Origin of the sequence: Roseibium porphyridii (assembly GCF_026191725.2) — a bacterium.
In the GTDB taxonomy this organism is placed as follows: Bacteria; Pseudomonadota; Alphaproteobacteria; order Rhizobiales; family Stappiaceae; genus Roseibium; species Roseibium porphyridii.
In genome coordinates this window covers 1-22,601 of record NZ_CP120863.1, presented here as the reverse complement: position 1 = coordinate 22,601, position 22,601 = coordinate 1, and the positions used below count along the sequence as shown (strand labels likewise).

Here is a 22,601-nt window from a genome sequence, read left to right as displayed (position 1 = left end):
GATACTTTGATATAATTTTGGCGCACCCGAGAGGATTCGAACCTCTGGCCTCTGCCTTCGGAGGGCAGCGCTCTATCCAGCTGAGCTACGGGTGCGTGTCAGGCCGGTCGCAAGGAACCGGCGGATAGAGGGGCACTGTAGTTGGCTGAACAGGCGGAAAAAGCAACGCAAATTCAATCTGTTACTCGAACAAGATAGGAGCTTCGTGAGTCGAGGTCAAGGCGCCATGGTGATATATTCAGTGGACCTGACCACTGACGAACAGGGCTCCATAATCTCGAAAAATCGGGTCCGTTGTGACACCAGTGTGACAAGTTGGGTGTCTAGCAGTCTCCTTCACAGAACTGGCTGGAGACCCCTCCCCTGTCCTCTCAATTTGCCAGTGGGGGAGGGGGGGAGACACTGGCCGCCTGTCTCAGCCAGGGCCTCCTTTACATCGCTGGGGCAAAATTCACGCGTCTCTGGGTGCCCCGAAGAGCGCTTCGTATGACACGGACACGAACCCTCCGTATCTGCCGTCCATTCCCTCGACCAACTGCAGCTCATCCAAACCTGCCCCGAAGTCAGGATGCTTCCTGATGTCCTTTCTGAAGGTTGACTTATCAGAGCAGCTGATCGCTTCTTGGACATCGCGGAAAGGTACAAAGGTTCTTAGGTCTTCTTCGAACCTGTTTTCCAGATAGTCCAACGCCAGTGCTACGCGACCTTTCGCCCGTCGCCGAATGGGTCTCCATTTCTGCAGCTGGCAACCTGGGAAAGTCTCCAGTAGCACTTCGGGGAACCCTGACCGCTTGCTTCCGATCACATAGAGGTCGCAAACCCCGCATGAGGATCCAACAGAACTTCTGACTGAACCCCGACATGCAGCCTGTAACAGAACATGGGCTGTTTCGCCTCTCTGTACACTGATGAAGTCCTTTTCGGAGAATGGAGTCTTCCAGGCCGGAAGATCACCCGCCGCTCTTCCAACCGCCTCGATCACAGACGGCGGATAGAAAAGCGTTCCTGCCAGGATTACATTGGATATTTCCGCATAGTCGTTCGTCGCATCATGAGATCCCCAATTGAGAAAGCTGCAGAGTTCGGGCCTCTCAAGCTGGTCTTTGACTGCAGAGATGAAGTCCCGGCCGCCCTGAAAGGACTTATGGTGCACGACAAGCCATCGCTCCCACTGTTTATTGTTTTTGGTCTTGGCCACACCCTGAACATGCCGGTCGAAGTCCCGGGTTAAGCTGGATTTTCCGCCCCCAACTGGCCAATGATGAATCCGGAGTTTGCTATAGTCCTTCGATGCTGATCTCAACCGGGTTAGTCCTCCCCTGTGCACTTCCCAGAGTTTATAGGTTGCCCTAACGCGACCAGAGGCATCCAGGACAAGCACTGGTGCAAAGTCCTCCGGAAGAGACATCTGGAAGTGCAAGACTGTGTTGCGATTTATGCCATCTCGTCTCACGCTGACGGTTTGTCCGGACATCTGCCACAGCGAGCGGAGGGTGCGCCTGTTTGCTTCAGGCAGACCCTCTGACAGTCGATTGATGTCAGACCAGTCCAAACCGCTTTCTTGAGGGAGGTTCGGTATCGTTATCGTGCCCTTGTCCTGACATGACCTCAGCTTGTCATAAGTTTGTTCAAGTAGGTCCAGCAATAGCGGAGACATGGAACTGATCGGCTGGAGCAGCGACGAGATCTCTAACTGGTTCACGGTTATCGGGGTGGCGGGGAGCATGGTCTCATCCCAGATCACGACCTGACGTCGAAGACCTTGATACTGAAACTTTGACACTTGCTCGAAGCGACGCCCCTGTAAGCTGAGCTGGATCCTGCTTTGCGTGGTGAAGAGGACACGGGCCTTCTGCCAGTTGTCACTTCCCAGAGCATTCAACTCTTCGTCTGACGTGAGGACCGCGAACTCATCCTTGGTCAACCCAGTCGCACGGATCATTTCCTCGATCTGCTCCAGGCGACCAAGGCAAATGAGGATTGCCGCGTCCTGGTGATCGGGCCTGGGAGACAAGCGCAGGGCCTTAATGAAGCTGACCACTGCGCTGGTCTTGCCGACACCTGGGTCGAGGGAGGACAGGAACACGCGGTCCGGACACCTCTCTTCCGCCATCGCTTCCAGGGTCAACAGGACGTCCCGTATCGCAACAAGCATCTGGTTTGATGGGGCGTGTCCTCTGGCCTTGAACTCCTCCGTCAGAAGATTGAATGCATGATCGGCGAGACTGTGGGAGGGGGGGAAATCTTGATAAAGACTGTTTATACATATCTTCCCCCCCAACGGGTTCCAGGCACATGTGTTCGTTGCGAGCATGGGGTCCTCCATTCTCTTATCTCTTCAATAGGTTCGGGGAATTGCTGTGTTGCCTGAGGTTGGTGATTTGGAGATCAGGCAAAGAAAAATCGCCCGGACTTTTGGTGCCCGGACGGCGATAGTTTAATTGCTGAATTTCTCGGATTAGCTTGTTCGAGCGATCTTTGCTTCCTCTTTGGCAATTCGCCGTTGCATCAGCCCCATACCCCGCTTGATCAAATTGATTTCGTCTTCTTCGTCGCGAAGGACTTCCAGAGCCGGATAATCTCGTTTGTGGTGTTCTTCCCACCAATCCAACAGCTGTTTTACCTCATGTTCTTTGTCCAAGCGGAACGGAAATACCAACGTTCGACTGTCTCCAATCTCTTCGCGAAGCATGACTGCGTCGGGCGTTTGGAGCTTGTTAATTAGATCGGCAATGCCATTGGGAGCGATAAAGAACTCGGGGGCACCATCACCCAGTTTTATTGGCACTGATGTGGTGTGGCAGACATCAGCTGGGTTCAAGAACGGTCGAACTAACCGGTAGTCCGATATTCCAACCAGTTTGCAGATGTCCTCGGGGTGGTATCCGATGGAATACTCTTCGTGCTCTATGAAACGGATTACCGGGCCAGTGACGAGTGTGTGGAGTGTATAGATAGACATGGTACTTCCTTATTGCAGTGGATTGTTGCAATAGGTCCATGTTTTGTGTTCATCGGTAAAAAAGGCTGCTTGTATGCCGTTACCTGCATAAGGTATCTAGTATTTCAATAAAAAATTAACGCAAACGATCTTAATATAACTACAAAATTTTGTATATTTTATTGATTTTCGGTTGGTTGCGTAGTGTTAATGTCAGAATCGTTTGATGAAGTAATGTAAGATTACTAATTAAATGTAAGGTCAATCACCTTCCTTCCTTCCAATTCCTTCAGTATTCCATTGTTAATATTGATGCCACCTCTTTTTGTTTTTCCATTCTCAAAAACTGCAATGTATCGAACGTGCCCAGTTAAGTAACTTTCTTCTTTTATGGGAATCCAAAACCTGCAGTCTTTGGTGTCCCAAGCGGACTTACCTGTTTTTTTGCAGAGAAAATAATAAAAATCTGGAATGAAATATAGAAATTCGAGCTGGTTATAATCGCTTGTCTGTTTAATTTTCACTTTGGCCTCGACGTAACCTACAGGTAAGTCAGCGCAATCGCCCTGGATAAGATCGATGACAACTGGAGAAGCGATTTGGCCAGAAAGAAAATGATGTTCAAATAAGGAGTTGATGTCCCTTATTCGGTCGATGTCGACAACTGTGCCAAATTTCTCAACTCTGGGGTCGTGATAGTCCAGAAAGAATTTAGTACTGGCCGTTAAGCTGTTATTAATTCCGAAAAATTCAAGTAAAGATTTTACATTTGACAATACGCTTAAGTCATCTGGATAGTAACCAGCCTCTGAACTTTCCTCGTCCAAAATGAACAGCGGAGGTATCACGTAGCTACAGTCGCCAAGCGGAAAATAGTAGAGGTGATCTGAACGTAATATTTCTTTTAAGTATGCTTGGCTTCCATAATCTTCATTCCAAGTTATGTAGCCATCCTCAGTCCATTGGTCGTTTATTTCAAGGGATGGATTGTACTTTTCTGGAAAAATTTTGTGACGACTTTCATTAACCCATTCAACGAATTGTCTAGATTTTAGGTTTTTTGCCACAGCACTTTTGAACAATTGCTCTTCAAGCTGAGGGTTGTCTTTGAGCCATTGTTCATAGTCAATTTCGTTTTTTGAAAATGCAGACATGCCAAATAATGGTACAAAAATAATGGCCAAGCCCAAATAAAGGTACAACTTCATTTTTGCTGCATCCTTTGATGCACGACAAATAAGGCAACTATATTTGACAGAGATGCGAAAAATGCAATCCAAAACACCAGAATAACAAGAGCTATCGCGTTTATGCTAGAAACAGTCCACACAGCGAAAGGGTCATAGCTCGCTGAAGCCAAGATTTCGTGAAACTGACCTGGACAACTGTTGTCTACACTAGCACCAAACTCAGATACTATTAATTTTGCGCGTTCACTCCATCCGCAACCCAAGTAAGTTTTTTGATTAGTGACCGGTATTTCATATACAAAAAAAGAAAAAAGGCCAAAATAGACAATAGAGCAAAAAATACAGGACCACAGGCTAAGCAACATTCTTCGGTTTACGATCTTCTTTGAAGAATTTTTTGAAAATTGAAAAGCAAAAATAATTACAACTAAGGTGGCTACAGAAGTAATAATGCCAACCCCGTTCGGCCAAACTGGGGCAATTCCAGCGAAATGTGCAACGATAGGCGCAATAGATGTACCGCCAATTGCAAGTAGAAAAGTGCTTCGAAAATCTTCTATAGCTTTTCGGAAGTCATCTAGCCCGTTTGGCATTGAAGTATCCTTAACAACCCATTGAAAGCAATTGTCTCTAAAAATGCGCACAGTCCATCAACCTATGCGTATGAAATTCTTGCCGTAAAGATAAGAGTAAAGTCAACCGAATATTGTGATATATAGGTTCAGCATATTCTCTGATTTTTCTCCGCAAACAGCTTGGAACTTGTGATTTGATTGCGCGTTTCTGAGCTTTAGCGATCAATCCTAAAATACAAATGAAAGCGTTACTAGAAAACTCTATGCAGAATGTTGTAACTTGATCAGTAGCCAAAATTCACAGTTTGAAGTCTGCGTCAGTGTTAGTTGAGTTTCTCGTGATTGCTTAGGTTGTAGGCGTGATGCATGATCGATCTAGGTTGTTTCCACTAGGCGCTTGATTCGCTCTTGTAGTTTGAAGCAAAATCTTTATGCCCAATCCCATAGCCAGTGCTGCAGACGTTATTGCTGGATTTCGATATCAGTTGCTGCACAGTGTTGCGTCACTGCTATCGCTTGGAGAGAATGAGAAACTCCTGCTTGAGGTGTCGGAAGATTTTACGGTCGTTGCTCCGGAGCAGGTGACAGACCATCAAGTCAAGAACTCCCAGGCAGCAGCTGGGCCGCCGTCATATAGTCTGCAATCGAAACTCGTAAGAGAGTGCCTGGAGCGTTTTTGGCAAATGAGTTTGCAAGACTCTCAGCCGCGACGCCTCGTGTTTATGGCACGTGGTGGCGCCTCAGTTGAGCGCCGTTTTTCGTTCCCTGAGGGCCAGTCTGGTCTAGTCTATTGGCGGTCAGCAGCGATTGACGCAGACACTGCGCCAATTCGAGAAGCACTTCTTGATCTTTTTTCCGAACATCCGCTCGGCGAGTGGCTAACTGAAAACCCATCAGACGCGGAGCTGCGTGAGAAACTTCTTCGACGCGTGAGTTGGCAGTTGGAGCTTGAAGCTGCTGACATGTTGTCTTTGCAGATTAAAGATCAGCTGCGTCCCATTTTGCAACAAAAGGGCTGGCCAGTAACCCTTAGCAACCAGGCCTACAAACTGTTATTGGAGCATTCCTTTGAGGTAGCTTCCCGACCCAATGCTACTGACCGACAGCTTACGAAGATAGACGTACAAGAAATCCTTGAAGAAGTTGCGGCGGGGGCCTTCCTTGCAGATCAATTTGCACAACCCATTCAAGATGTTGCATCGTCTCAAGACATCCTAATCTCCGATCTTGAAACCACACAGCCGGGTGCGCAAAGACTAGGAACTGTTGAATCAGTGCTTGATGACGTGCGGGGGCAATCGCTTGTATGGCTTCATGGAGCGCATGGCGTAGGCAAGTCAACCTTGGCGAAGCTTTTAGCAAATCGTACAGGTGGTCGATGGACCGTGATCGATCTGTGGCCGGTTCGGAAAGATGAGACATCGGCGATTGCAGCATGGCGTGAGCTGATCAGAACGATTTCTGGCGAGAATTTAGACGGAATTATTATCGACGACTTTGTTGGCGAAGCCGCGAATGTGTTGACAAAACGCCTAGTTGCTCTGGTTCAAACACTTGCTCCTCTTGGCATTCGTGTAATTGTAACTTCACATCAAGCGCCCAGTCCTGCCCGCCTGGCAGACGCTGGTTCAGATGCGAATGCAATTGTTCAAGTTCCATATTTTACCCAGGGCGACATTGCCGAACTTGTTCAAAGAGCACCAGCACCCCCTAGTGAAATGATTCAACCTTGGTCCGCCATGCTGCATATAACCACACATGGTGGTCATCCGGTGTTGGTCGTTGCGAAACTCGCAAGCCTAAGAGCTCGCAATTGGCCGAGGACGGCGCTTGTCGAAGATATCGGTACACCCAGTGAAGCTGTTAAACTTACTCGTGAAGAGGCTCGTCGCGATCTGCTTGCCAATTTGCGAGAACTTGATGATGCGCGTTCACTAGAGGCTGGAAAACTATTACGTCGCGCAGCGTCTGTTTTTGATCGGCTGGACGAACCACTACTTCTCAAGCTTGCGCAAGCTCCACCAGCTCTATCCAACGCTGGTGATACTGTTGCGGTGTTGAAGGGAGCTTGGCTCGAAATCCTCCCTCATCAGGATTTGAGGGTGTCCCCATTAATTGCAGACATCTCGAACGATGTAATGCAAGAAGAGAAGAAGGGTTGGCAACAGCTAGCTGCTTATCATTGGCTTGAAAAGAAAACGCTCGACGAGCGTACACTACCGTTGTGTTTTTGGAATGCGTTGCATGGTGAGTTTGAACAAATTCTATTGAAAATCTGCGAAACCATGCAGACGATGGATAGGGATAAATTTCGAGCGGCGGCACCAATATTAGCACCTATAGCGCTGCTATCTACGGAGACATCTCTTTTCCCAAGCAATCCAGCGGTTGCTCTTATGCTACGCAGTCTTCAATTCGACGTAGCTGATGCAGTTGATGAACCAAAAATAGCAGCAAAAGCCGCTCAGCAGTTCCTACGGGAGTTCAGCAATGCCGGTGAAATTGGGACCTTGGTGCTCTCTGTAGCTGGCGTTCGAATGTTGATGTCCGCCACGGCGCCAATCAGTCCCAAGTTACGCCTAGAAATAGCACTTCAAATGCGAACAGCTTATACGGTCGCAGAAAAACTATCGGGTGGCGAAATCATAGACCCGAAAGAGTATCTCCCGGCTCAGTTTAGTGGCGAGATGGATCTCGCAGACTTTCTTTTCACAACGGTGATTCAGCACATTTGTCAGTCAGAAGACTTGCTTGAAGTAATCCAAGCGCTTGACCAACTGGAACCAACTTTACGAGACCGCTTTGTCGCAGCAATTTTTGCGATCTATGGAGGCGCGACCGTGTTTATTAATTCTGGTTGGTCCAAGGATCAATTAGCGGGTCGCGACATGCGCACTGCATTGAAGGTCTATGAGGAAATCAAAGAATTAGTGACTAAATGGAACTCCCAAGATCTCATTTCGGAAATCTGCTGCGCCCTATCAGTAATTATAGACGAGGGTCTAAGAGACACAAAGCAATCCTTGGATGTCATAGCATCTGCAATTTGTGACGTTGGTGAGCTGCCTAACCTTATTCGTCAAAAAGCGAAAGTGCTATCGCACCTGGATCGACATCACGAGGCAACCGAGTTGCTGGTGACCGTAGAAGACAATTTTGATTTTGAGACAAGTCTCGACAAAGGAATTGTTCTCCGGGAAGCGGGGGTGACTTCAGCAAAGGCTGGTCGTTTCCGAGATGCGATTCGGATGCTTGAGAAGGCGTACACAGCATTTCTTGATGCCGATGGCTGTGCTCCATTAGCTGTTGGAGTTTTAGTAGAAATTGCCCTGGTGCAATGGCGAGCCGGAGAAAAAGAAAATGCAGTACTAACAGCCGCCAAATGCCTAGAATCGCTGGAGCAGTTCGAGTCTTCTCACTCCCGTCAAGCAGAGCGTTCACATCAGTTTGCGCGAGCAATTGGTGGTCTAATGTCGAGTGAGGTTCTCGGCGTGAACGAGGACTACGAGCCACCTTTCTCATTTGGTCTTGCATCGCAACTCGAAGACAGTTCTGCAGAGTTGCTCAACCCTTCCTTGACGCCGTTGTCTAATAACTGGCGAATCCTAGCATTTGTTGAGGCAGCAATTGGGAGTGAGTTGGGCATTGATGCAAGATCAATGGAGAAACAGAATGGTTCTGTGTTGCCTCATATTGAGGCGGGCATTCTGGCTAACCGTTGCAATTCCGAGCTGAAAGCATTTGCGTTCAAAGAGGTGCTCATTACGGGAACAAAGGCGATTGCGGTTTCGAGACAGTTAAAGGGTGTAAGGCGTGAAGACCATGCTTCACTTCGCCTTGATGTCGAGGAACTCAGCTTATCGAATCCATCCATTCTACTTGAGGATCCTCAAACTTCAGAAGCAGTTGAATCCCTCCTCCTTGATGTGTTGGCAGCAAGTTTGTTCATGGACCCTCCTGAGGAACAGATATTGAATGTACTTGCGACTGAAATTGACAACCTGTTTGGTGCTCAGACAAAACTTGAAGCCATCTTCAAGTCGGCCTCGCAGTTGTATGCAGTTGGTTCAGGAGCTTCCTTCAACGTAATGGTGGCAAATGGTATAGGCGTTGCGCCCATGGACGTTGAAGAGAGTCCGCAGCGCCGTTTCTATCGTGACTTGTTTCTAGTTTCTCACGTTGCCAGGTCTCTGTGCCGCCCCGCGCTCGAAGTGCCAGTCGCAAAATTGGTATTGGCTGGTTGGTCACGTGTCATCAATAAGCAGAGGTTTCTACTTACTGACCCCGCAAAACATGCTGGGCAAATTGCTGATGCACTCGACAAAGAAAATCCGCCTAGTCTGCGTGTTGCAGCTGAAGTCCTGATCTCTGCACAAAGTATGGTCAGGCACCCGTTTGGCCAAGAGTGGTTTGACGCCTTAGAAAAGGTAACACTCGAACCGAAGCGCCGACACCAAATCTAATGAAGCCGAGTTTTGCAAAACCTTCGATGTGGGAATTGCCGCATCGAACGGGCAGTTGAAGCTGCCTGAAAAAGTATCTGCTCAGAAGCGCGGTCATTGGGGATGCCTTGCGGTGGAGTAGGTTAGGCCCACTCTTAATAAGGACACAAAACCTGCTCCACCGATATTCGACTTTCAAAGACGCCTCTACGAAAGCGGAACTGTTTACCTAAAGGCTCACTTCCCGAACAGCGCTTCAAAGTAGCGTGGCTCATAGTGCGAAAGAAGCCGTTTTGCGAAGTCTCTTGGCTTAACCCTTAGAGCTTTTGCCCAATCCGCCAATGCCTCTGGTGGTATGCGATTGCTCCCGTTCTCCACTCCTGAGATCATTGTGTAGTACTCCAGCCCCAGGAGTTTGGAGAGTTCCTTTTGTGTCAGGCCACGCTTTAACCGGAGCTCCTTGATGTAAGCACCCGCTGCCCTGCGGTTCTGTTTGGCTTCTTCCCTCGAAAGACGTCCTTCATTTCCTGCTATCTTGAAATCCTGCATTTGCGCGGACCGGAAACCAAGGACGGCTGACCATGGCCTCCGTTTCTCATGAATGAATGTGTGGTTGGATGTTGGCGCCTTCGCCTAAGCGAGCTTTTTTGCAATCTCTGTCGGCTTCGGGTGCGTGTACCGGAACAACATCCTCGGGTCTCTGTGTCCGCTGATGAGGGCGACTTCGGGGACGTTCAAGCCCAACTCAAAGAACCGGCTCACGGCCTCATGGCGGAGATCGTGGAACCTCAAGTCTTGGAGTTGAGCCCTTTCCTTCACCCGTTCCCAGGATTTCCGAAGCGCGTTGGACGATATCGGAAAAACAGTTCCATCACGATCCGGCAATGCCTTCAGAATATTCACTGCAGCCCCGGACAAGGGTACGGTTCGTGCGTGTCCGTTCTTGGTCTGGTGGATAACAGCGGTTCGAGCTTTCAGATTGATGTTTTCCCACACCTGTCCGAGGATCTCACCCCGCCTCATACCGGTCTCCAAGGCGAACTGTATGACCGGTTTGACATAGGGGTTCCGACACTCGTCAACGGCTTTAAGGAGCAATTTCAGTTCCTCTGTGGTGAGCCTTCGCTCGCGAGCCTTGCCGTCAGTGGGCACCTGGATGTTGTGGACCGGGTTTTCCTTGAGCGGTGCTTCCCATTCCTTACGGGCGATCTCCAGGCAATGCCGTAGGATCACCAGCTCCCGCCTTACGCTTGAAGAACTGACGACCTGAAGGCGCTCGTCCCTGTATCGGGCCACAGCCGAGGATGAGAGCTTGCTGACAGGGATCTTTGCGATCTCGTGACGCAAGAGTATCCGCAGCCGGTATCGCTCCGCCGTTGCGCCTCGCTTCCGGGGAGTGATCTCCTCCTGATAACGAAAAAGCAGGTCGGATAGGGGTGTTGAAGTTTGTTTCTGTACGATAATCCCCGCGTCGCCTCGTTTGAGATCGACCTCAAGCCGCTTTGCCCAAAGCTCAGCGTCGGCTTTTTGCTGGAAGGATTTCGTGATTGGCGGATGTCCTTGCCGCCTTACCTGGGCTTGCCAGGATCGACCTCTTTTACGAATGGTCGCCATCGTTCTCTCCGTCACTGTGACACCAGTGTGACAGATCGATTTTCGGAAGCTTTTCGGCTGGAGTGCCACAAGATCAAGTCATTGTGAAGACTTGAGTTTTGATGGCGCACCCGAGAGGATTCGAACCTCTGGCCTCTGCCTTCGGAGGGCAGCGCTCTATCCAGCTGAGCTACGGGTGCTGCTCGGCCATGCACTGAAAATGGCACGGCGGATAGACGCGTCTGATACTAGATCCGGAGATCCGGGGCAATGGCTTTCTGTTACTTTGGACAGGAATTCTGGCGTTTCACAAAGCGCTCGGGCCGAGACATTTTCGCGGCCACAGTCGCGCTTCGCAGATCGCGATAAGTCGGTCTGGAGCGAAGTTCGCAACAAAAACACCCCTGAAGTGATAGAGCTGCGCCTTGGCTGCGTATTGTTGAGTACCGACCTTAATCGTCGCAGGTACCGATGAACGAAACGTCTGATTGCCGAAAGCTTGTGTTGATCCTTGGAGATCAGCTGTCGCCCGATATGTCCAGTCTGAGACACGCTGACCAGAAACGGGACCGTGTGCTGATGGTCGAGGTCATGGAAGAGGCAACGTATGTCCGCCATCACAAGAAGAAGATCGCATTCCTGTTCTCCGCCATGCGCCATTTTGTGCAAGAGCTGCGCATTGCAGGCTGGTCGGTCGACTATGTCCGGCTCGATGCGTCTGGCAACACCGGCAGTTTCAAGGGAGAAGTCAAAAGGGCGGTTGCTCGACTGAACCCGGAGGGAATTCTGCTGACCGAGCCCGGTGAATGGCGAGTTCTGGCGGGTATGCGAAGTTGGCAGGAAGACCTCGGATTGCCGGTGGAAATCCTTTCAGATCAGCGTTTCATGTGTTCGCCTGCGGAGTTTCGCGCCTGGGCGACGGGGCGAAAACAATTGCGCATGGAAACCTTTTATCAGGACATGCGCCGCAAAACCGGACTGCTGATGGATGGCGAAAAACCCGTGGGGGGCAAATGGAATTTCGATAAGGAGAACCGCAAACCGGCAAGATCGGACCTTTTCATGCCGTCGCCCAAAAGGGTTAGGCCGGACAAAGTCACAAGAGAGGTTCTTGACCTTGTCGAGAACCGGTTTGCCGATCATTTCGGATCGCTCGAGCCGTTCTGGTTCGCGGTGACGAAGCAGGACGCCGAGGCCGCGTTCGAAGGCTTTCTTGAGGCGTCGCTCGAAAATTTCGGCACTTATCAGGATGCAATGTTGGAGGGCGAGAAATTTCTGTATCACGCAGTCATCTCAGCCTATCTCAATGCCGGGCTTCTTGATGCGCTAACGCTTTGCCGGAAGGTCGAGACGGCCTACCGGGAAGGCAAGGCGCCCTTGAATGCTGCGGAGGGGTTCATTCGACAGATCCTGGGCTGGCGCGAATATGTCCGGGGCATCTATTGGTTGAAAATGCCGGCTTATGCATCCGAGAACGCGTTGGAAGCGCGCCGACCTTTGCCGGACTTCTATTGGACGGGCAAAACGCGGATGAAGTGTGTCGCGGAAGCCGTCACGCAAACGATCGAGGAAGCCTACGCCCATCACATACAGCGGCTGATGGTGACAGGAAACTTCGCGTTGCTTGCCGGTGTTGATCCCAGCGAAGTTCACGAATGGTATCTGATGGTCTATGCAGATGCTTATGAATGGGTCGAACTACCGAATACCATCGGCATGAGCCAGTTTGCTGACGGCGGGCTGCTGGCCTCCAAGCCTTATATCTCGAGTGGCAATTACATCAACAAGATGTCGGATTACTGCAGATCCTGTTCTTACGAGGTCAGTCGGAAGACGGGCGAGGGCGCCTGTCCTTTCAACGCACTCTATTGGCATTTTCTTGACAGGAACGAACCGCACCTTCGAAACAACCCGCGACTTGGCCAGCCCTACGCAACCTGGAGGAAAATGGCTCCTGAAAAACAGGACCAATACCGGTCCACTGCCGAAGCCATTTTGAACCGGCTCGACCAGCGGGAGGAGCTTTGATCTTCCCCGCATATGCAGGTTGCAGATGCGTTGATTTTGAGCGCAAACGGGAGGTGACCGGCAGACATTTCAAATGGTTGAGATGTAAAACAAAAAAAACGCGCAGCCCTAAGACTGCGCGAATAAAGTTACTGTGCACGTGGCCCCATCGACCACGGCGGCAACTCTAGCGACATCTTTATCGATTGTCATTACCGTAAAATATTTTATTTTTTGATTCACTGTAATGCGACTGATCGTTATTCATACTGAGTCAGTTGTGAAAGTATCGTGTCATTAAATAGTCTCTGCAAATACAGAGACTTACTACGGAAAAAGCTGACTGTTTCCGTATGACAAGATTGCTGAAACCGATCGATTGAGCGCGAATTATCGGCAAAACTGCTTAGTATTCTTGGCGACTTGCTTCGGTCCGTCCGAGACATGCACCTTTGTTATTCCCTTGCGGATGAAGCCGAGCTTTTTGGCGGCCGCATAGGTCACATCAATCACACGGCCTTTCGAATAAGGCCCCCGGTCGTTGATCCGGACAGTAACCGATTTGCCGTTGGAGAGATTGGTCACCTCAACCATGGTCCCAAAAGGCAAGGTGCGATGTGCCGCCGTAAGGCCGTTTGGGTTGGCAGGCTCTCCGCTGGCTGTCGTACCGCCCAATTTATACCATGAGGCCTTGCCGCATTGTGTGAAGTTGTCATTGGACGCAAAGGCGGCGGATCCTGCCGCTATGAGCATAGTTGTGCAAAGACCTGCCCGCACCAGGCTCTTAAGAGCGCTGCGTGTATGCATGGTTGTATCCTGTCGGTTCTTGGCCAGCTCTTGGCTTTAAATTGACGAAACTGTGATGGGCACGCCTAACATTCCGTCGCGGCACGAATAGGTCGGGGATGTGAAAAAAATATGGCATGAATTCAACAATAAAGTGAAAATTGAAGAAAAATTTGCTAAAATTTTAATTAATATTAAATGTAGAAAGTTAATTTCCGGTTAAATATAAAAATTCTAAGAGTTGTGGGAAGTTTTCAGTTTTAGAAATAATCAAAAGAACTGTGATAGTACTTTGTGCATGATTTTGGCGCGTAAGTAGTGTGGTAGCGCCTTTCGATCCGAGTTTTTGAAAGGGCGGTCTGGTGCAAGTCAGCCATCGGTTTTTAGAAGACCGGCTGGAGAGGTCCGGTCACACAAGTGATAATAATAGTCTTGCGGGATTTCACACGTCCCTGCTGGAAGTCCTGCCATTTGCTGCTGCTTATGTTGCGCAGGACGGAAGCATACTTCACTGCAACACGCATCTGAGAGATGCCTGCTCCCGTTTGAAACTTGATTTCATGCCCGCCGGGCTGAAAACATTGTTGTCGAGGCCAAGCTGGAAACGGTGCAAGACCGTCTTGGCGACGGCGTTCAGTGGGGTCCCTTCGCAGGCCAGCGGCACAATGACACTGAAGTCGGGAAGCGAATTCTGTCACCATATGATCTGCACCTCCGTGGTGTCACTGACAGGTGCGAACCAGGCAGTCCTTGTTCAATTCGACATGGAAGAAAATGGCCAGGACGCCAAGCAGCTGCCGGAGACTGTTTCCCGGACAGAGGTTTCTTCCAAACCGGCGTCGGTAAGTCTCGACCTGCTGGAGCATTTTCCCGACGAAATTCTTGTTTTCGACGGATCGGAAAGTGCAGAGGAAAAAGCCGTGATGCTGCTTGAGCTGATCGGCAGTGACTATGATATCGGCGTTTTGATCGAGGCGTTGCAGGCGGGGAACGAGGATTTGGTACAAACGCTCCATATCCCTGAAAACCGAAGCTTCGAAGCCGCGGGCTATCTCACGGATCGTCAGATGTGTGAAGTCCGGATTGTGCCTATCAGGCAACAACCAGAAAAAGGCGTCCTTCACCGTGCCTCAATGGCAGTCATCCGGCGCAATATCGACTGTCCCCATGATGTTGCCGAAAACAGAAGGCTTGCCTACCACGATCCATTGACTGGACTGGAAAACCGCCGCGCTTTCACCAAGGCGTTGAAGTGGGAATTGACGCGACTTTGCTCCGACCATGAGACAGGGCTGGCCGTCTACTACATCGATCTGGACGAATTCAAGAAGGTCAATGACCTTGGCGGCCATGATGCCGGTGACGAAATGCTCATGCGGGTCGCAGCCTGCCTGAGCCTGACACTTGGTGAATTCGGGACCGCTGCACGCATTGGCGGCGATGAGTTTGCCGGGATGGTTCCCGCGGCCTGTGAAGGTGCTGCCCTCGATGTGGCCGAAAGGATCCTGGATGGCTTAGACAGGATCAGGTTGGAAGTCGGTGACAGGGTCTTCACGATTGGCGGCTCCATAGGTGTTGCCTTTGTAGACAGCAGTGTTGTGGCCGAAGAGATCGACGCCGCAGCGCTCCTGGGCGTTGCAGATCATGCGTGCCTGCGCGGCAAGAGGGGCGGCGGGCAATCCGTTCAGATCCACAGCGTACAATCGACAGATTGTCAGCGGCGGCGAAACGAACTGGCGGATATTCCTGATGCCGGCAGTTTCCGGGGCAATGAGCTGACGCTGTTCGCCATGCCGATCATGTGCCTGAAGAACGATCGGGTGTGTGGTCAGGAAGTTTTGCTGCGGCTGCAGGGTGATCGCGCCAGGGGCCTGTCGTCTCGTGCCTGGATCTCTGCTGCCGAACGATCGGGGTTTATTGCCCAGGTGGATGCCTGGACCCTGGACCGGGTTCTGGATGCAGCGGAGAGAAGCCCCGAGCGGTCAATTCTGACGATGAACGTTTCAGCTGAATCTGCTCGTGACCCGAACTTCCGCGATGGCCTGTATCACCGCCTTTCCGTCAACCCGTTGCTTGCGGCCAAGTTGTGCCTGGAGATTGCCGAAAAGGATTTTCTGCGCGAGCCTGCAACGATCGAGTCCTTTTTCAAGTTCGCTGCCGAACTTGGGTGCCAGACGGCCGTAGATGATTTTGCCGGCCATTGGCCGGTTCTGTCTCGCCTGACGGGTCTGCGGGTTGAATGGTTGAAGCTTGAATCCAGCTTGACACAGCAGGTCATCGAGGAACCCGCAAAAGCTGCAATTCTCAACGGCCTTGTGCGTGCAGCTCATGAACTTGGCATCAAGGTTGTTGCCAAGCATGTCGAAACACATGGAGAAGCAGACTTGCTGCGGGAGTTGAACATCGAGGCAGCGCAGGGTCATCTCTTCGGTGCTCCCGTGCCCTGGCCGGGCAGATGACAACAAAAAAGAGCGGCAAAACCGCTCTTTTGATTCTCGAATATAGATCCTGACTAGATGTCGAGATTGGCAACGGCCAGTGCGTTGTCCTGGATGAACTCGCGTCTTGGCTCCACTTCGTCTCCCATGAGCTTGGTGAAGATATCGTCCGCATCATCGGCTTCCTTAACCTTGACCTGAAGAAGGGATCGGACGTTCGGGTCGAGGGTTGTTTCCCAAAGTTGCTCGGGGTTCATCTCACCGAGGCCCTTATAGCGCTGAAGGGAAATCCCTTTCTGACCGAAGGCATAGACTTGTGTCAGCAGTGCGCGTGGCCCTCTGATATCCATTGAGTTGTCTTTGCGGCGCAGCGTTGCCGCCTTGCCGTAGACCTCGTGCAGATGGTCGGCATGCGCCGCAAGACGGCGGGCATCTGCCGATCCGAGCAGGGCGGCATCGATTGTGGCTGCTTCTTCGACGCCGCGCACGGTGCGTTTGAAGACAAGGCTGCCGTCATCACGGGCCTCGCCTGTCCAGCCGCGTTCGAACTCGTCTGCGAGAATGTCCATACGGCGGGCGATATAAGCTGCCGCCTCTTCCGCCTTGCTGCGGTCGTCCAATATTTCGGTGTTGAGCGCGCCGGCGATGGCCGCCTGTTCAACGACATCGCGATTGTAGCGAGAGTGCAATCCGTCGAAAATGTCGGAGATTGCACGTGCGGTCTGGACGACACCCTGAAGATCCTGGCCCGTTCGCACTTCTCCACTGGCGAGCGACAGCGAGGCATCGTCGAGCCCCTGTGAAATCAAATAGTCTTCCAGAGCACTCTGGTCTTTCAGATACTGTTCGGACTGGCCGCGCTTGACCTTATAAAGCGGCGGCTGCGCGATATAGACATAACCGTTTTCGATCAGCTCCGGCATCTGGCGGAAGAAGAACGTCAAAAGCAATGTCCTGATGTGGGCACCATCCACATCCGCATCTGTCATGATGATGATCTTGTGATACCGCAGTTTCTCGATATTGAATTCTTCCATGCCGATACCGGTGCCGAGTGCGGTGATCAGCGTGCCGATTTCATTGGACGACAGCATCTTGTCAAAGCGCGCCCGCTCCACGTTGAGGATCTTGCCTCGCAACGGCAGGACGGCCTGGTTCTCCCGGTGGCGGCCCTGCTTTGCCGAGCCACCCGCAGAATCACCCTCCACCAGGAAGAGTTCGGCCTTAGACGCATCGCGCTCTTGGCAGTCCGCCAGCTTTCCAGGCAGTGAGGCGACGTCGAGCGCGCCCTTGCGGCGGGTCAACTCGCGGGCTTTTCTGGCAGCCTCGCGTGCAGAGGCAGCCTCGACCACCTTGGAAACGATCGCCCTGGCCGGAGCCGGATTTTCTTCAAGCCATTCGCTCAGCGTCTGGGAAATCAGGTTCTCAACAACCGGCCGCACCTCGGACGAAACGAGCTTGTCCTTGGTTTGTGACGAGAATTTCGGATCCGGCACTTTGACCGACAAAACGCAAGTCAGGCCTTCGCGGCAGTCATCGCCGGACAGCGAGACCTTTTCCTTTTTCATAAGCCCTGTCGCTTCGGCATAACCGGTTACTTGACGCGTCAGAGCAGCGCGGAAACCGGCAAGGTGCGTACCGCCGTCGCGCTGCGGGATGTTGTTCGTGAAGCACAAAACCTGTTCGTGATAACTGTCGTTCCACCACATTGCGGCTTCGACGGTAATGCCGTCCTTTTCCGCGCTCATGGTGACAGGCTCTTCGATTAGGGGGTGCTTTGCCCGGTCCAGATAACGGACGAAGGCTTCAAGTCCGCCTTCGTAAAACAGCTCCTCGACGACATCCTCTACACCGCGTTTGTCGGTCAGGATGATGCGGGCACCGGAATTCAGGAATGCCAGTTCGCGCAGACGATGCTCCAGAGTGCTGAAATCGAATTCAACCTTGCTGAAGGTTTCCGGCGAAGGCAGGAATGTAACTTCGGTGCCTTTCCGACCATTGGCAGGACCGACGACCTTGAGCGGCCCTTGAGCATCTCCGTGAGAGAAGGTCATGTGGTGCTCCTGATCATTTCGCCAGATGCGAAGATCAAGCTTGGTCGAAAGAGCATTCACCACGGAAACGCCAACGCCGTGCAGACCGCCGGAAACCTTGTAGGAATTCTGGTCGAATTTACCGCCGGCATGTAGCTGGGTCATGATGACTTCAGCCGCTGAAACACCTTCTTCAGGATGCAGGTCCGTTGGAATGCCGCGCCCGTTGTCGGAAACGGTCACCGAACCGTCCGGATTGAGCGTGACTGTGACATGATCTGCATGACCGGCCAAAGCCTCGTCGATGGCATTGTCGACCACCTCATAGACCATGTGGTGCAGACCGGAGCCATCGTCCGTGTCACCGATATACATTCCGGGCCGTTTGCGGACGGCATCGAGGCCCTTGAGAACCTTGATGCTGTCAGCGCCATATTCGGCACCGTTTTCTGTTTCCGGGTTCGGGGTAGGCTCAGGCGTGGACGTGTCGCTCATGCGAATCAATCACCAATCGATTTATCTTTTCTCACCCCGTTATACGGGGTTCCGGCAGTCGTTCAACTGCGTGCGGCCTGTCAGGAAGCCAGCGAAGGGATTATGGTGGAAAACCATAAGATTCAGGCGGATTTAAGGGGTCACCTGGGGCTGCGAAGGTGGCTCTTGCCATCCTCGATCTCAAACACGGCGGCATCTCCGGGCAAGGCTTCGAAAAGAGCGCTGTCCGTCCCCGTCATGAAAACCTGCCCACCGAGTGAATTCAGCTTCTGGAACAGTGCAGACCGGCGACCGGGATCAAGGTGCGCGGCAATCTCATCGAGCAGCAGGACGGGTGTCATGCCGGAGACTTTCGCCGTCAGTTCGGCATGCGCCAGTACCAGTCCGATCAGCAGTGCCTTCTGTTCGCCGGTCGAGGATTGGGCGGCCGGCATGTTCTTTGTGGCATGAAAGACCTTCAGATCGCTCAGGTGAGGCCCGTTCAGTGTTCGTCCGGCGGCCCGGTCACGTGGGCGTCCTTCTTTGAGCATCTGGCGGTAGTGATCTTCCCTGTCCGAAGCGCTCAGCCCCAGCATCTCTGATTCAAACGCTCCCTCCAATGCGACCGATGCATGCGGAAACGGCAACGACTGAGCGACTTGTTCGGCAATCATCTGGCTCAACAGCCCCACAGTTTCCCCGCGTGCGATTGCAACGGCCGTTCCAAGTTCGGCAACCTGTTGTTCCAAAGCAGTCAGAAAAGCATCGCCTCCGCCTTGATCAAGCAATCGATTTCTCTGACGAAGTGCATTTTCGAAATCGGCAACGCGTCGTCCGTGAGAAGGGTCGATCGCGAGCGTGAGCCGGTCCAGAAACCGGCGCCTGTCTGATCCTGGCCCGGTAAAAAGGCCGTCCATGCTCGGTACCAGCCAAAGAACACGCATGTAATCAAGAAGGCTTTCCGACCCCCGGACTTCCTCGCCATCTATGCGCACTTTTCGGCCAGGTGTGCCCGCCGCGAGCCCTGTGCCGATTTTCGTCTCCAGACCGTCCAACATCACGGTTGCCGCAACACTCCAGCTGCCGTCACCACCCTTTTGGGCAATGTCAGCCAGAGTGGCGCGCCTGAGGCCACGCCCGGCGGTCAGAAAGGAAATAGCTTCCAGAATGTTGGTTTTACCGGCTCCGTTGGCACCAACGAATGTGACGAGCTTGGCCGAGATATCAATGGAAAGTGCAGAGTAGTTGCGGAAGCCGGTCAAGGACAGACGGGTCAGCTGCGCCGTCCTGAACTCTGTCATAATCCAACTTCCGCCTTTTCAACTGCCGGAGGTTCTCGTCAGACCCGCATCGGCATCAGCACGAACAGACAGTCATCAACCGTATTGTCCTGGATAAGTGTCGGCGAGCCGGAGTCTGCCAACCGGAACAAGGCTGTATCGCTGCTCAATTGATTTGCAATATCAAGCAGGTAGCGTGAGTTGAAGCCGATTTCCATAGCCTCGGCATCATACTCGACCGCCAATTCCTCAGTCGCACTGCCAGAATCAGGGTTGTTGACGGTCAGCACCATGCGGCCGTCGCCGAGCGACAGTTTGACGGCGCGCCCGCGCTCGGAGGAGATGGTCGACACGCGGTCGACGGCTTCCTTGAACTCGTCCCTGTCGACGCGCATCTCCTTGTCATTGCCTTGCGGAATGACCCGGCCATAATCGGGGAAAGTGCCGTCGATCAGTTTGGATGTCAGCACGACGGATCCAGTGGTTGCGCGGATTTTGGTGTCTGACAGTTCAATCTGTACGTCTGCTTCCGGCTCTTCCAGGAGCTTCTGGATTTCTCCGACCGTTTTGCGTGGCACGATAATGCCAGGCATGCCGGACGAACCGGATGGAGCTACCACTTCAGCTTGCGCGAGGCGGTGACCGTCGGTTGCAACGGCCCGGAACTGTTGACCGTTGTCGGCGTCCACCGTGTGCAGGTAGATCCCGTTCAGATAGTAGCGTGTTTCCTCGGTCGAAATGGCGAACTGCGTTGTGTCGATCAACTTGCGAATGTCTGAGGCCGAAAGGGTGAACCCATGGCTGAAATCACCGGCTGTGAGATCAGGGAAGTCCGTTTCCGGCAGCATTTGCAGTGTGAATTTCGAGCGGCCGGCGCGTATTTCCAGTGTGGCGTTGTCACTGGTGGTTTCCAGGACGACTTGTGATCCTTCCGGCAGCTTGCGCACGATGTCGTAAAACATATGGGCCGGCACGGTGGTCGCGCCGGGCAACTCGATCATGGCAGGAACCGTTTCAACGATTTCCAGGTCAAGATCGGTCGCTTTGAGATTGATCGCGCCGCCATCGGCCCGCAAAAGAACATTCGACAGGATGGGAATGGTGTTCCGGCGCTCGACCACCCGGTGAACATGGGTCAAGGACTTGAGGAGGTCGGTCCGCTCGAGGGTCGCTTTCATTCACTCGTTCCGTACTCATGAAAAGCCAGGCGAACTTGCCTGGCAAACTGGATTTGGGGCTCCGTTATGGAGCGGGGGAAAGACACTGCCCTTAACCGCTCTCAAAAGCAAGAGGGCGCTCCGTTGGAACGCCCTCAAAATGCTAGAAAACCGTGTATTTTCGGGCTCAGGTCGATGCGCTGATTGTCTCAGGCATCCAACATGCGCTTGAGCAATTCAAGCTCCTGCGCAAGAGCATAATCGGCTCTGGCCATTTCTTCGATTTTGCGTACCGCGTGCAGCACTGTGGTGTGGTCCCGGTTGCCGAAACGGCGACCGATTTCGGGCAGTGAGCGCGGGGTCATCACTTTTGCAAGATACATGGCTATCTGACGCGGACGCACGATCGTGCGGGTTCGGCGTGCTGACAGCAGGTCTGCCTTGGTTACGTTGTAGTGCTTGGAAACAACCCGCTGGATATCTTCGATCTTGACCCGGCGTGGTTCGCTGGAGCGGACCAGATCGCGCAATGTCATCTCGGCCATTTCTTGCGTAATCGGCTGGTTGGTGAGCTGATTATGCGCGATGAGACGGTTCAGAGCCCCTTCCAGATCACGGCCTGAAGAAGCGACGTGTCGGGCAACGTAGTCCAGAACAGTGTCCGGCACTGCGAATTGCGGATAGGTTTTCTGTGCGGTTTCGACACGGGAAGTTAGGATGTTCCGGCGAAGCGTGAAGTCAGGCTCTTGTATACCGACAACCAGGCCGCCGGAGAGGCGTGAACGGACACGGTCATCAAGCGTGTCGAGTTCAGACGGTGCACGGTCCGCAGCGACAATGACCTGACGGGCGCCATCGATCAGGGCATTCAGGGTATGGCAGAATTCCTGCTGTACCTGTTTGCCGTGAAGGAACTGCATATCGTCGATCAGGAGGAGGTCAATCGTCCGCAGCGTGTCCTTGAAAGCAAGCGCTGACTGGGATTTGAGCGCGGCCACAAATTTGTACATGAAGTGCTCGGCGGTGAGGTATAGCACCTTCCGTCCGCTGGCACGTGCCTTGGCGGCCACCGCCTGCATCAGGTGAGTTTTTCCAAGACCCACAGACGCATGCAGATAAAGCGGGTTGAAGGTAACGGCACCACCGGATGCGACCTGACGGGCTGCAGCAAGTGCGAGATTGTTGGATTCGCCTTCAACAAATGTGTCGAACGTATATTTGGGATCGAGCGCTGCCCCTTGCAGGACGTCTCTTGTGCTGTCGCCGCCCGTATCACCCCGTCCGAGAGCCGCTGTTGCAGCCTGGGCGCGTGTTACCTGTGCAGCATCACCCAAATTGTCGTTTCTGGTGTCGACTGTGACAGGCGTTGCGCCTGCAGGGCCTGCAAGACTAGCTTTGTTTGTCGGTGTCTGGCGCGGCCGGATAGCGCCACGAACAGTCAGCTCAATTCGGTGAACATTGTCGCATTCGCGCTGCCAAAGTCCCATGAGCCGATCATTATAATTGTTTTGGATCCACTGTTTAAGAAATCGAGTCGGAACGGACAGGCGCACAGTGCCGTCCTGATGTTCCTCAAGGTCGACACGAGCAAACCAGCTCGTGAAAACATCATCGCCCAATTCTGCGCGAAGCTGTTTTTTGACCCTTTTCCAATGTTCGGAGCCACCTGCCTCCTGAACCTGCAT

The 22,601-nt window shown here is 52.5% G+C and carries 14 protein-coding genes and 2 tRNA genes; 3 read left to right on the top strand and 13 right to left on the bottom strand.

The annotated features are described in order from the left end of the window. Positions 1-18 precede the first annotated feature (18 nt). The 5 genes from K1718_RS00080 to K1718_RS00060 form a co-directional block, all read right to left on the bottom strand. A tRNA-Arg gene (locus K1718_RS00080) sits at positions 19-95 on the bottom strand. Between the two features lie 356 nt (positions 96-451). Then, positions 452-2,314 carry a hypothetical protein gene (locus tag K1718_RS00075; protein WP_265680181.1) on the bottom strand — a complete coding sequence of 621 codons (1,863 nt, stop codon included), beginning with the start codon at positions 2,312-2,314 and terminating at the stop codon, positions 452-454. Between the two features lie 144 nt (positions 2,315-2,458). Beyond that, entirely contained in the window at positions 2,459-2,962 is a 504-nt protein-coding gene (locus tag K1718_RS00070; RefSeq protein ID WP_265680182.1) for a hypothetical protein, read from the bottom strand. 224 nt (positions 2,963-3,186) lie between these two features. Then, positions 3,187-4,149: a hypothetical protein gene (locus K1718_RS00065; protein ID WP_265680184.1), complete on the bottom strand. Its 963-nt coding sequence runs from the start codon at positions 4,147-4,149 to the stop codon at positions 3,187-3,189. Further along, the gene (locus tag K1718_RS00060) at positions 4,146-4,724 is read right to left on the bottom strand and encodes a hypothetical protein (RefSeq protein WP_265680185.1); all 579 of its coding nucleotides are present in this window, start codon (positions 4,722-4,724) and stop codon (positions 4,146-4,148) included. The genes K1718_RS00065 and K1718_RS00060 overlap by 4 nt, the downstream gene beginning before the upstream one ends. Positions 4,725-5,389: 665 nt before the next feature. Here K1718_RS00060 and K1718_RS00055 point away from each other — a divergent pair. Further along, on the top strand, positions 5,390-9,169 hold the full coding sequence (locus tag K1718_RS00055) for a DEAD/DEAH box helicase family protein (protein ID WP_265680186.1): 3,780 nt from the start codon (positions 5,390-5,392) through the stop codon (positions 9,167-9,169). 216 nt (positions 9,170-9,385) lie between these two features. Here the strand turns inward: K1718_RS00055 and K1718_RS00050 are convergent, their stop codons facing one another. From K1718_RS00050 to K1718_RS00040, 3 genes are all read right to left on the bottom strand, one after another. After that, positions 9,386-9,697, bottom strand: coding sequence for a helix-turn-helix domain-containing protein (locus K1718_RS00050; RefSeq protein ID WP_265680187.1), 312 nt, complete (start codon positions 9,695-9,697; stop codon positions 9,386-9,388). A gap of 84 nt (positions 9,698-9,781) precedes the next feature. Then, positions 9,782-10,762: an integrase gene (locus tag K1718_RS00045; RefSeq protein ID WP_265680188.1), complete on the bottom strand. Its 981-nt coding sequence runs from the start codon at positions 10,760-10,762 to the stop codon at positions 9,782-9,784. Positions 10,763-10,864: 102 nt separating this feature from the next. Further along, a tRNA-Arg gene (locus K1718_RS00040) sits at positions 10,865-10,941 on the bottom strand. Between the two features lie 271 nt (positions 10,942-11,212). Between K1718_RS00040 and K1718_RS00035 the strand changes: the two genes are divergently transcribed. Next, on the top strand, positions 11,213-12,769 hold the full coding sequence (locus K1718_RS00035; RefSeq protein WP_265680189.1) for a cryptochrome/photolyase family protein: 1,557 nt from the start codon (positions 11,213-11,215) through the stop codon (positions 12,767-12,769). A 369-nt stretch (positions 12,770-13,138) separates the two neighbouring features. Here the strand turns inward: K1718_RS00035 and K1718_RS00030 are convergent, their stop codons facing one another. Next, positions 13,139-13,555 carry a septal ring lytic transglycosylase RlpA family protein gene (locus K1718_RS00030; RefSeq protein WP_152498897.1) on the bottom strand — a complete coding sequence of 139 codons (417 nt, stop codon included), beginning with the start codon at positions 13,553-13,555 and terminating at the stop codon, positions 13,139-13,141. A 644-nt stretch (positions 13,556-14,199) separates the two neighbouring features. Here K1718_RS00030 and K1718_RS00025 point away from each other — a divergent pair. Beyond that, positions 14,200-15,993 carry an EAL domain-containing protein gene (locus tag K1718_RS00025; RefSeq protein ID WP_265680190.1) on the top strand — a complete coding sequence of 598 codons (1,794 nt, stop codon included), beginning with the start codon at positions 14,200-14,202 and terminating at the stop codon, positions 15,991-15,993. Positions 15,994-16,046: 53 nt separating this feature from the next. On the opposite strand, the gene gyrB is transcribed toward K1718_RS00025, so the two are convergent. The 4 genes from gyrB to dnaA form a co-directional block, all read right to left on the bottom strand. Next, the gene (gene gyrB / locus K1718_RS00020) at positions 16,047-18,500 is read right to left on the bottom strand and encodes a DNA topoisomerase (ATP-hydrolyzing) subunit B (protein WP_265680191.1); all 2,454 of its coding nucleotides are present in this window, start codon (positions 18,498-18,500) and stop codon (positions 16,047-16,049) included. Positions 18,501-18,640: 140 nt separating this feature from the next. After that, positions 18,641-19,780, bottom strand: coding sequence for a DNA replication/repair protein RecF (recF, locus tag K1718_RS00015; RefSeq protein ID WP_265680192.1), 1,140 nt, complete (start codon positions 19,778-19,780; stop codon positions 18,641-18,643). Positions 19,781-19,818: 38 nt separating this feature from the next. Beyond that, positions 19,819-20,937, bottom strand: a complete 1,119-nt coding sequence (gene dnaN / locus K1718_RS00010; protein WP_265680193.1) for a DNA polymerase III subunit beta — start codon at positions 20,935-20,937, stop codon at positions 19,819-19,821. Positions 20,938-21,125: 188 nt separating this feature from the next. Continuing rightward, positions 21,126-22,601, bottom strand: a complete 1,476-nt coding sequence (gene dnaA / locus K1718_RS00005; RefSeq protein ID WP_152498892.1) for a chromosomal replication initiator protein DnaA — start codon at positions 22,599-22,601, stop codon at positions 21,126-21,128.

Excerpts from the sequence above, each read along its gene's own strand:
- gyrB (WP_265680191.1), bottom strand. The coding sequence starts at position 18,500 with ATGAGCGACACGTCCACGCCTGAGCCTACCCCGAACCCGGAAACAGAA.
- K1718_RS00070 (WP_265680182.1), bottom strand. The coding sequence starts at position 2,962 with ATGTCTATCTATACACTCCACACACTCGTCACTGGCCCGGTAATCCGT.
- recF (WP_265680192.1), bottom strand. The coding sequence starts at position 19,780 with ATGACAGAGTTCAGGACGGCGCAGCTGACCCGTCTGTCCTTGACCGGC.
- K1718_RS00035 (WP_265680189.1), top strand. The coding sequence starts at position 11,213 with ATGAACGAAACGTCTGATTGCCGAAAGCTTGTGTTGATCCTTGGAGAT.
- K1718_RS00030 (WP_152498897.1), bottom strand. The coding sequence starts at position 13,555 with ATGCATACACGCAGCGCTCTTAAGAGCCTGGTGCGGGCAGGTCTTTGC.
- K1718_RS00025 (WP_265680190.1), top strand. The coding sequence starts at position 14,200 with ATGACACTGAAGTCGGGAAGCGAATTCTGTCACCATATGATCTGCACC.
- K1718_RS00065 (WP_265680184.1), bottom strand. The coding sequence starts at position 4,149 with ATGAAGTTGTACCTTTATTTGGGCTTGGCCATTATTTTTGTACCATTA.
- dnaN (WP_265680193.1), bottom strand. The coding sequence starts at position 20,937 with ATGAAAGCGACCCTCGAGCGGACCGACCTCCTCAAGTCCTTGACCCAT.
- K1718_RS00055 (WP_265680186.1), top strand. The coding sequence starts at position 5,390 with ATGAGTTTGCAAGACTCTCAGCCGCGACGCCTCGTGTTTATGGCACGT.
- K1718_RS00050 (WP_265680187.1), bottom strand. The coding sequence starts at position 9,697 with ATGCAGGATTTCAAGATAGCAGGAAATGAAGGACGTCTTTCGAGGGAA.
- dnaA (WP_152498892.1), bottom strand. The coding sequence starts at position 22,601 with ATGCAGGTTCAGGAGGCAGGTGGCTCCGAACATTGGAAAAGGGTCAAA.
- K1718_RS00045 (WP_265680188.1), bottom strand. The coding sequence starts at position 10,762 with ATGGCGACCATTCGTAAAAGAGGTCGATCCTGGCAAGCCCAGGTAAGG.
- K1718_RS00075 (WP_265680181.1), bottom strand. The coding sequence starts at position 2,314 with ATGCTCGCAACGAACACATGTGCCTGGAACCCGTTGGGGGGGAAGATA.
- K1718_RS00060 (WP_265680185.1), bottom strand. The coding sequence starts at position 4,724 with ATGCCAAACGGGCTAGATGACTTCCGAAAAGCTATAGAAGATTTTCGA.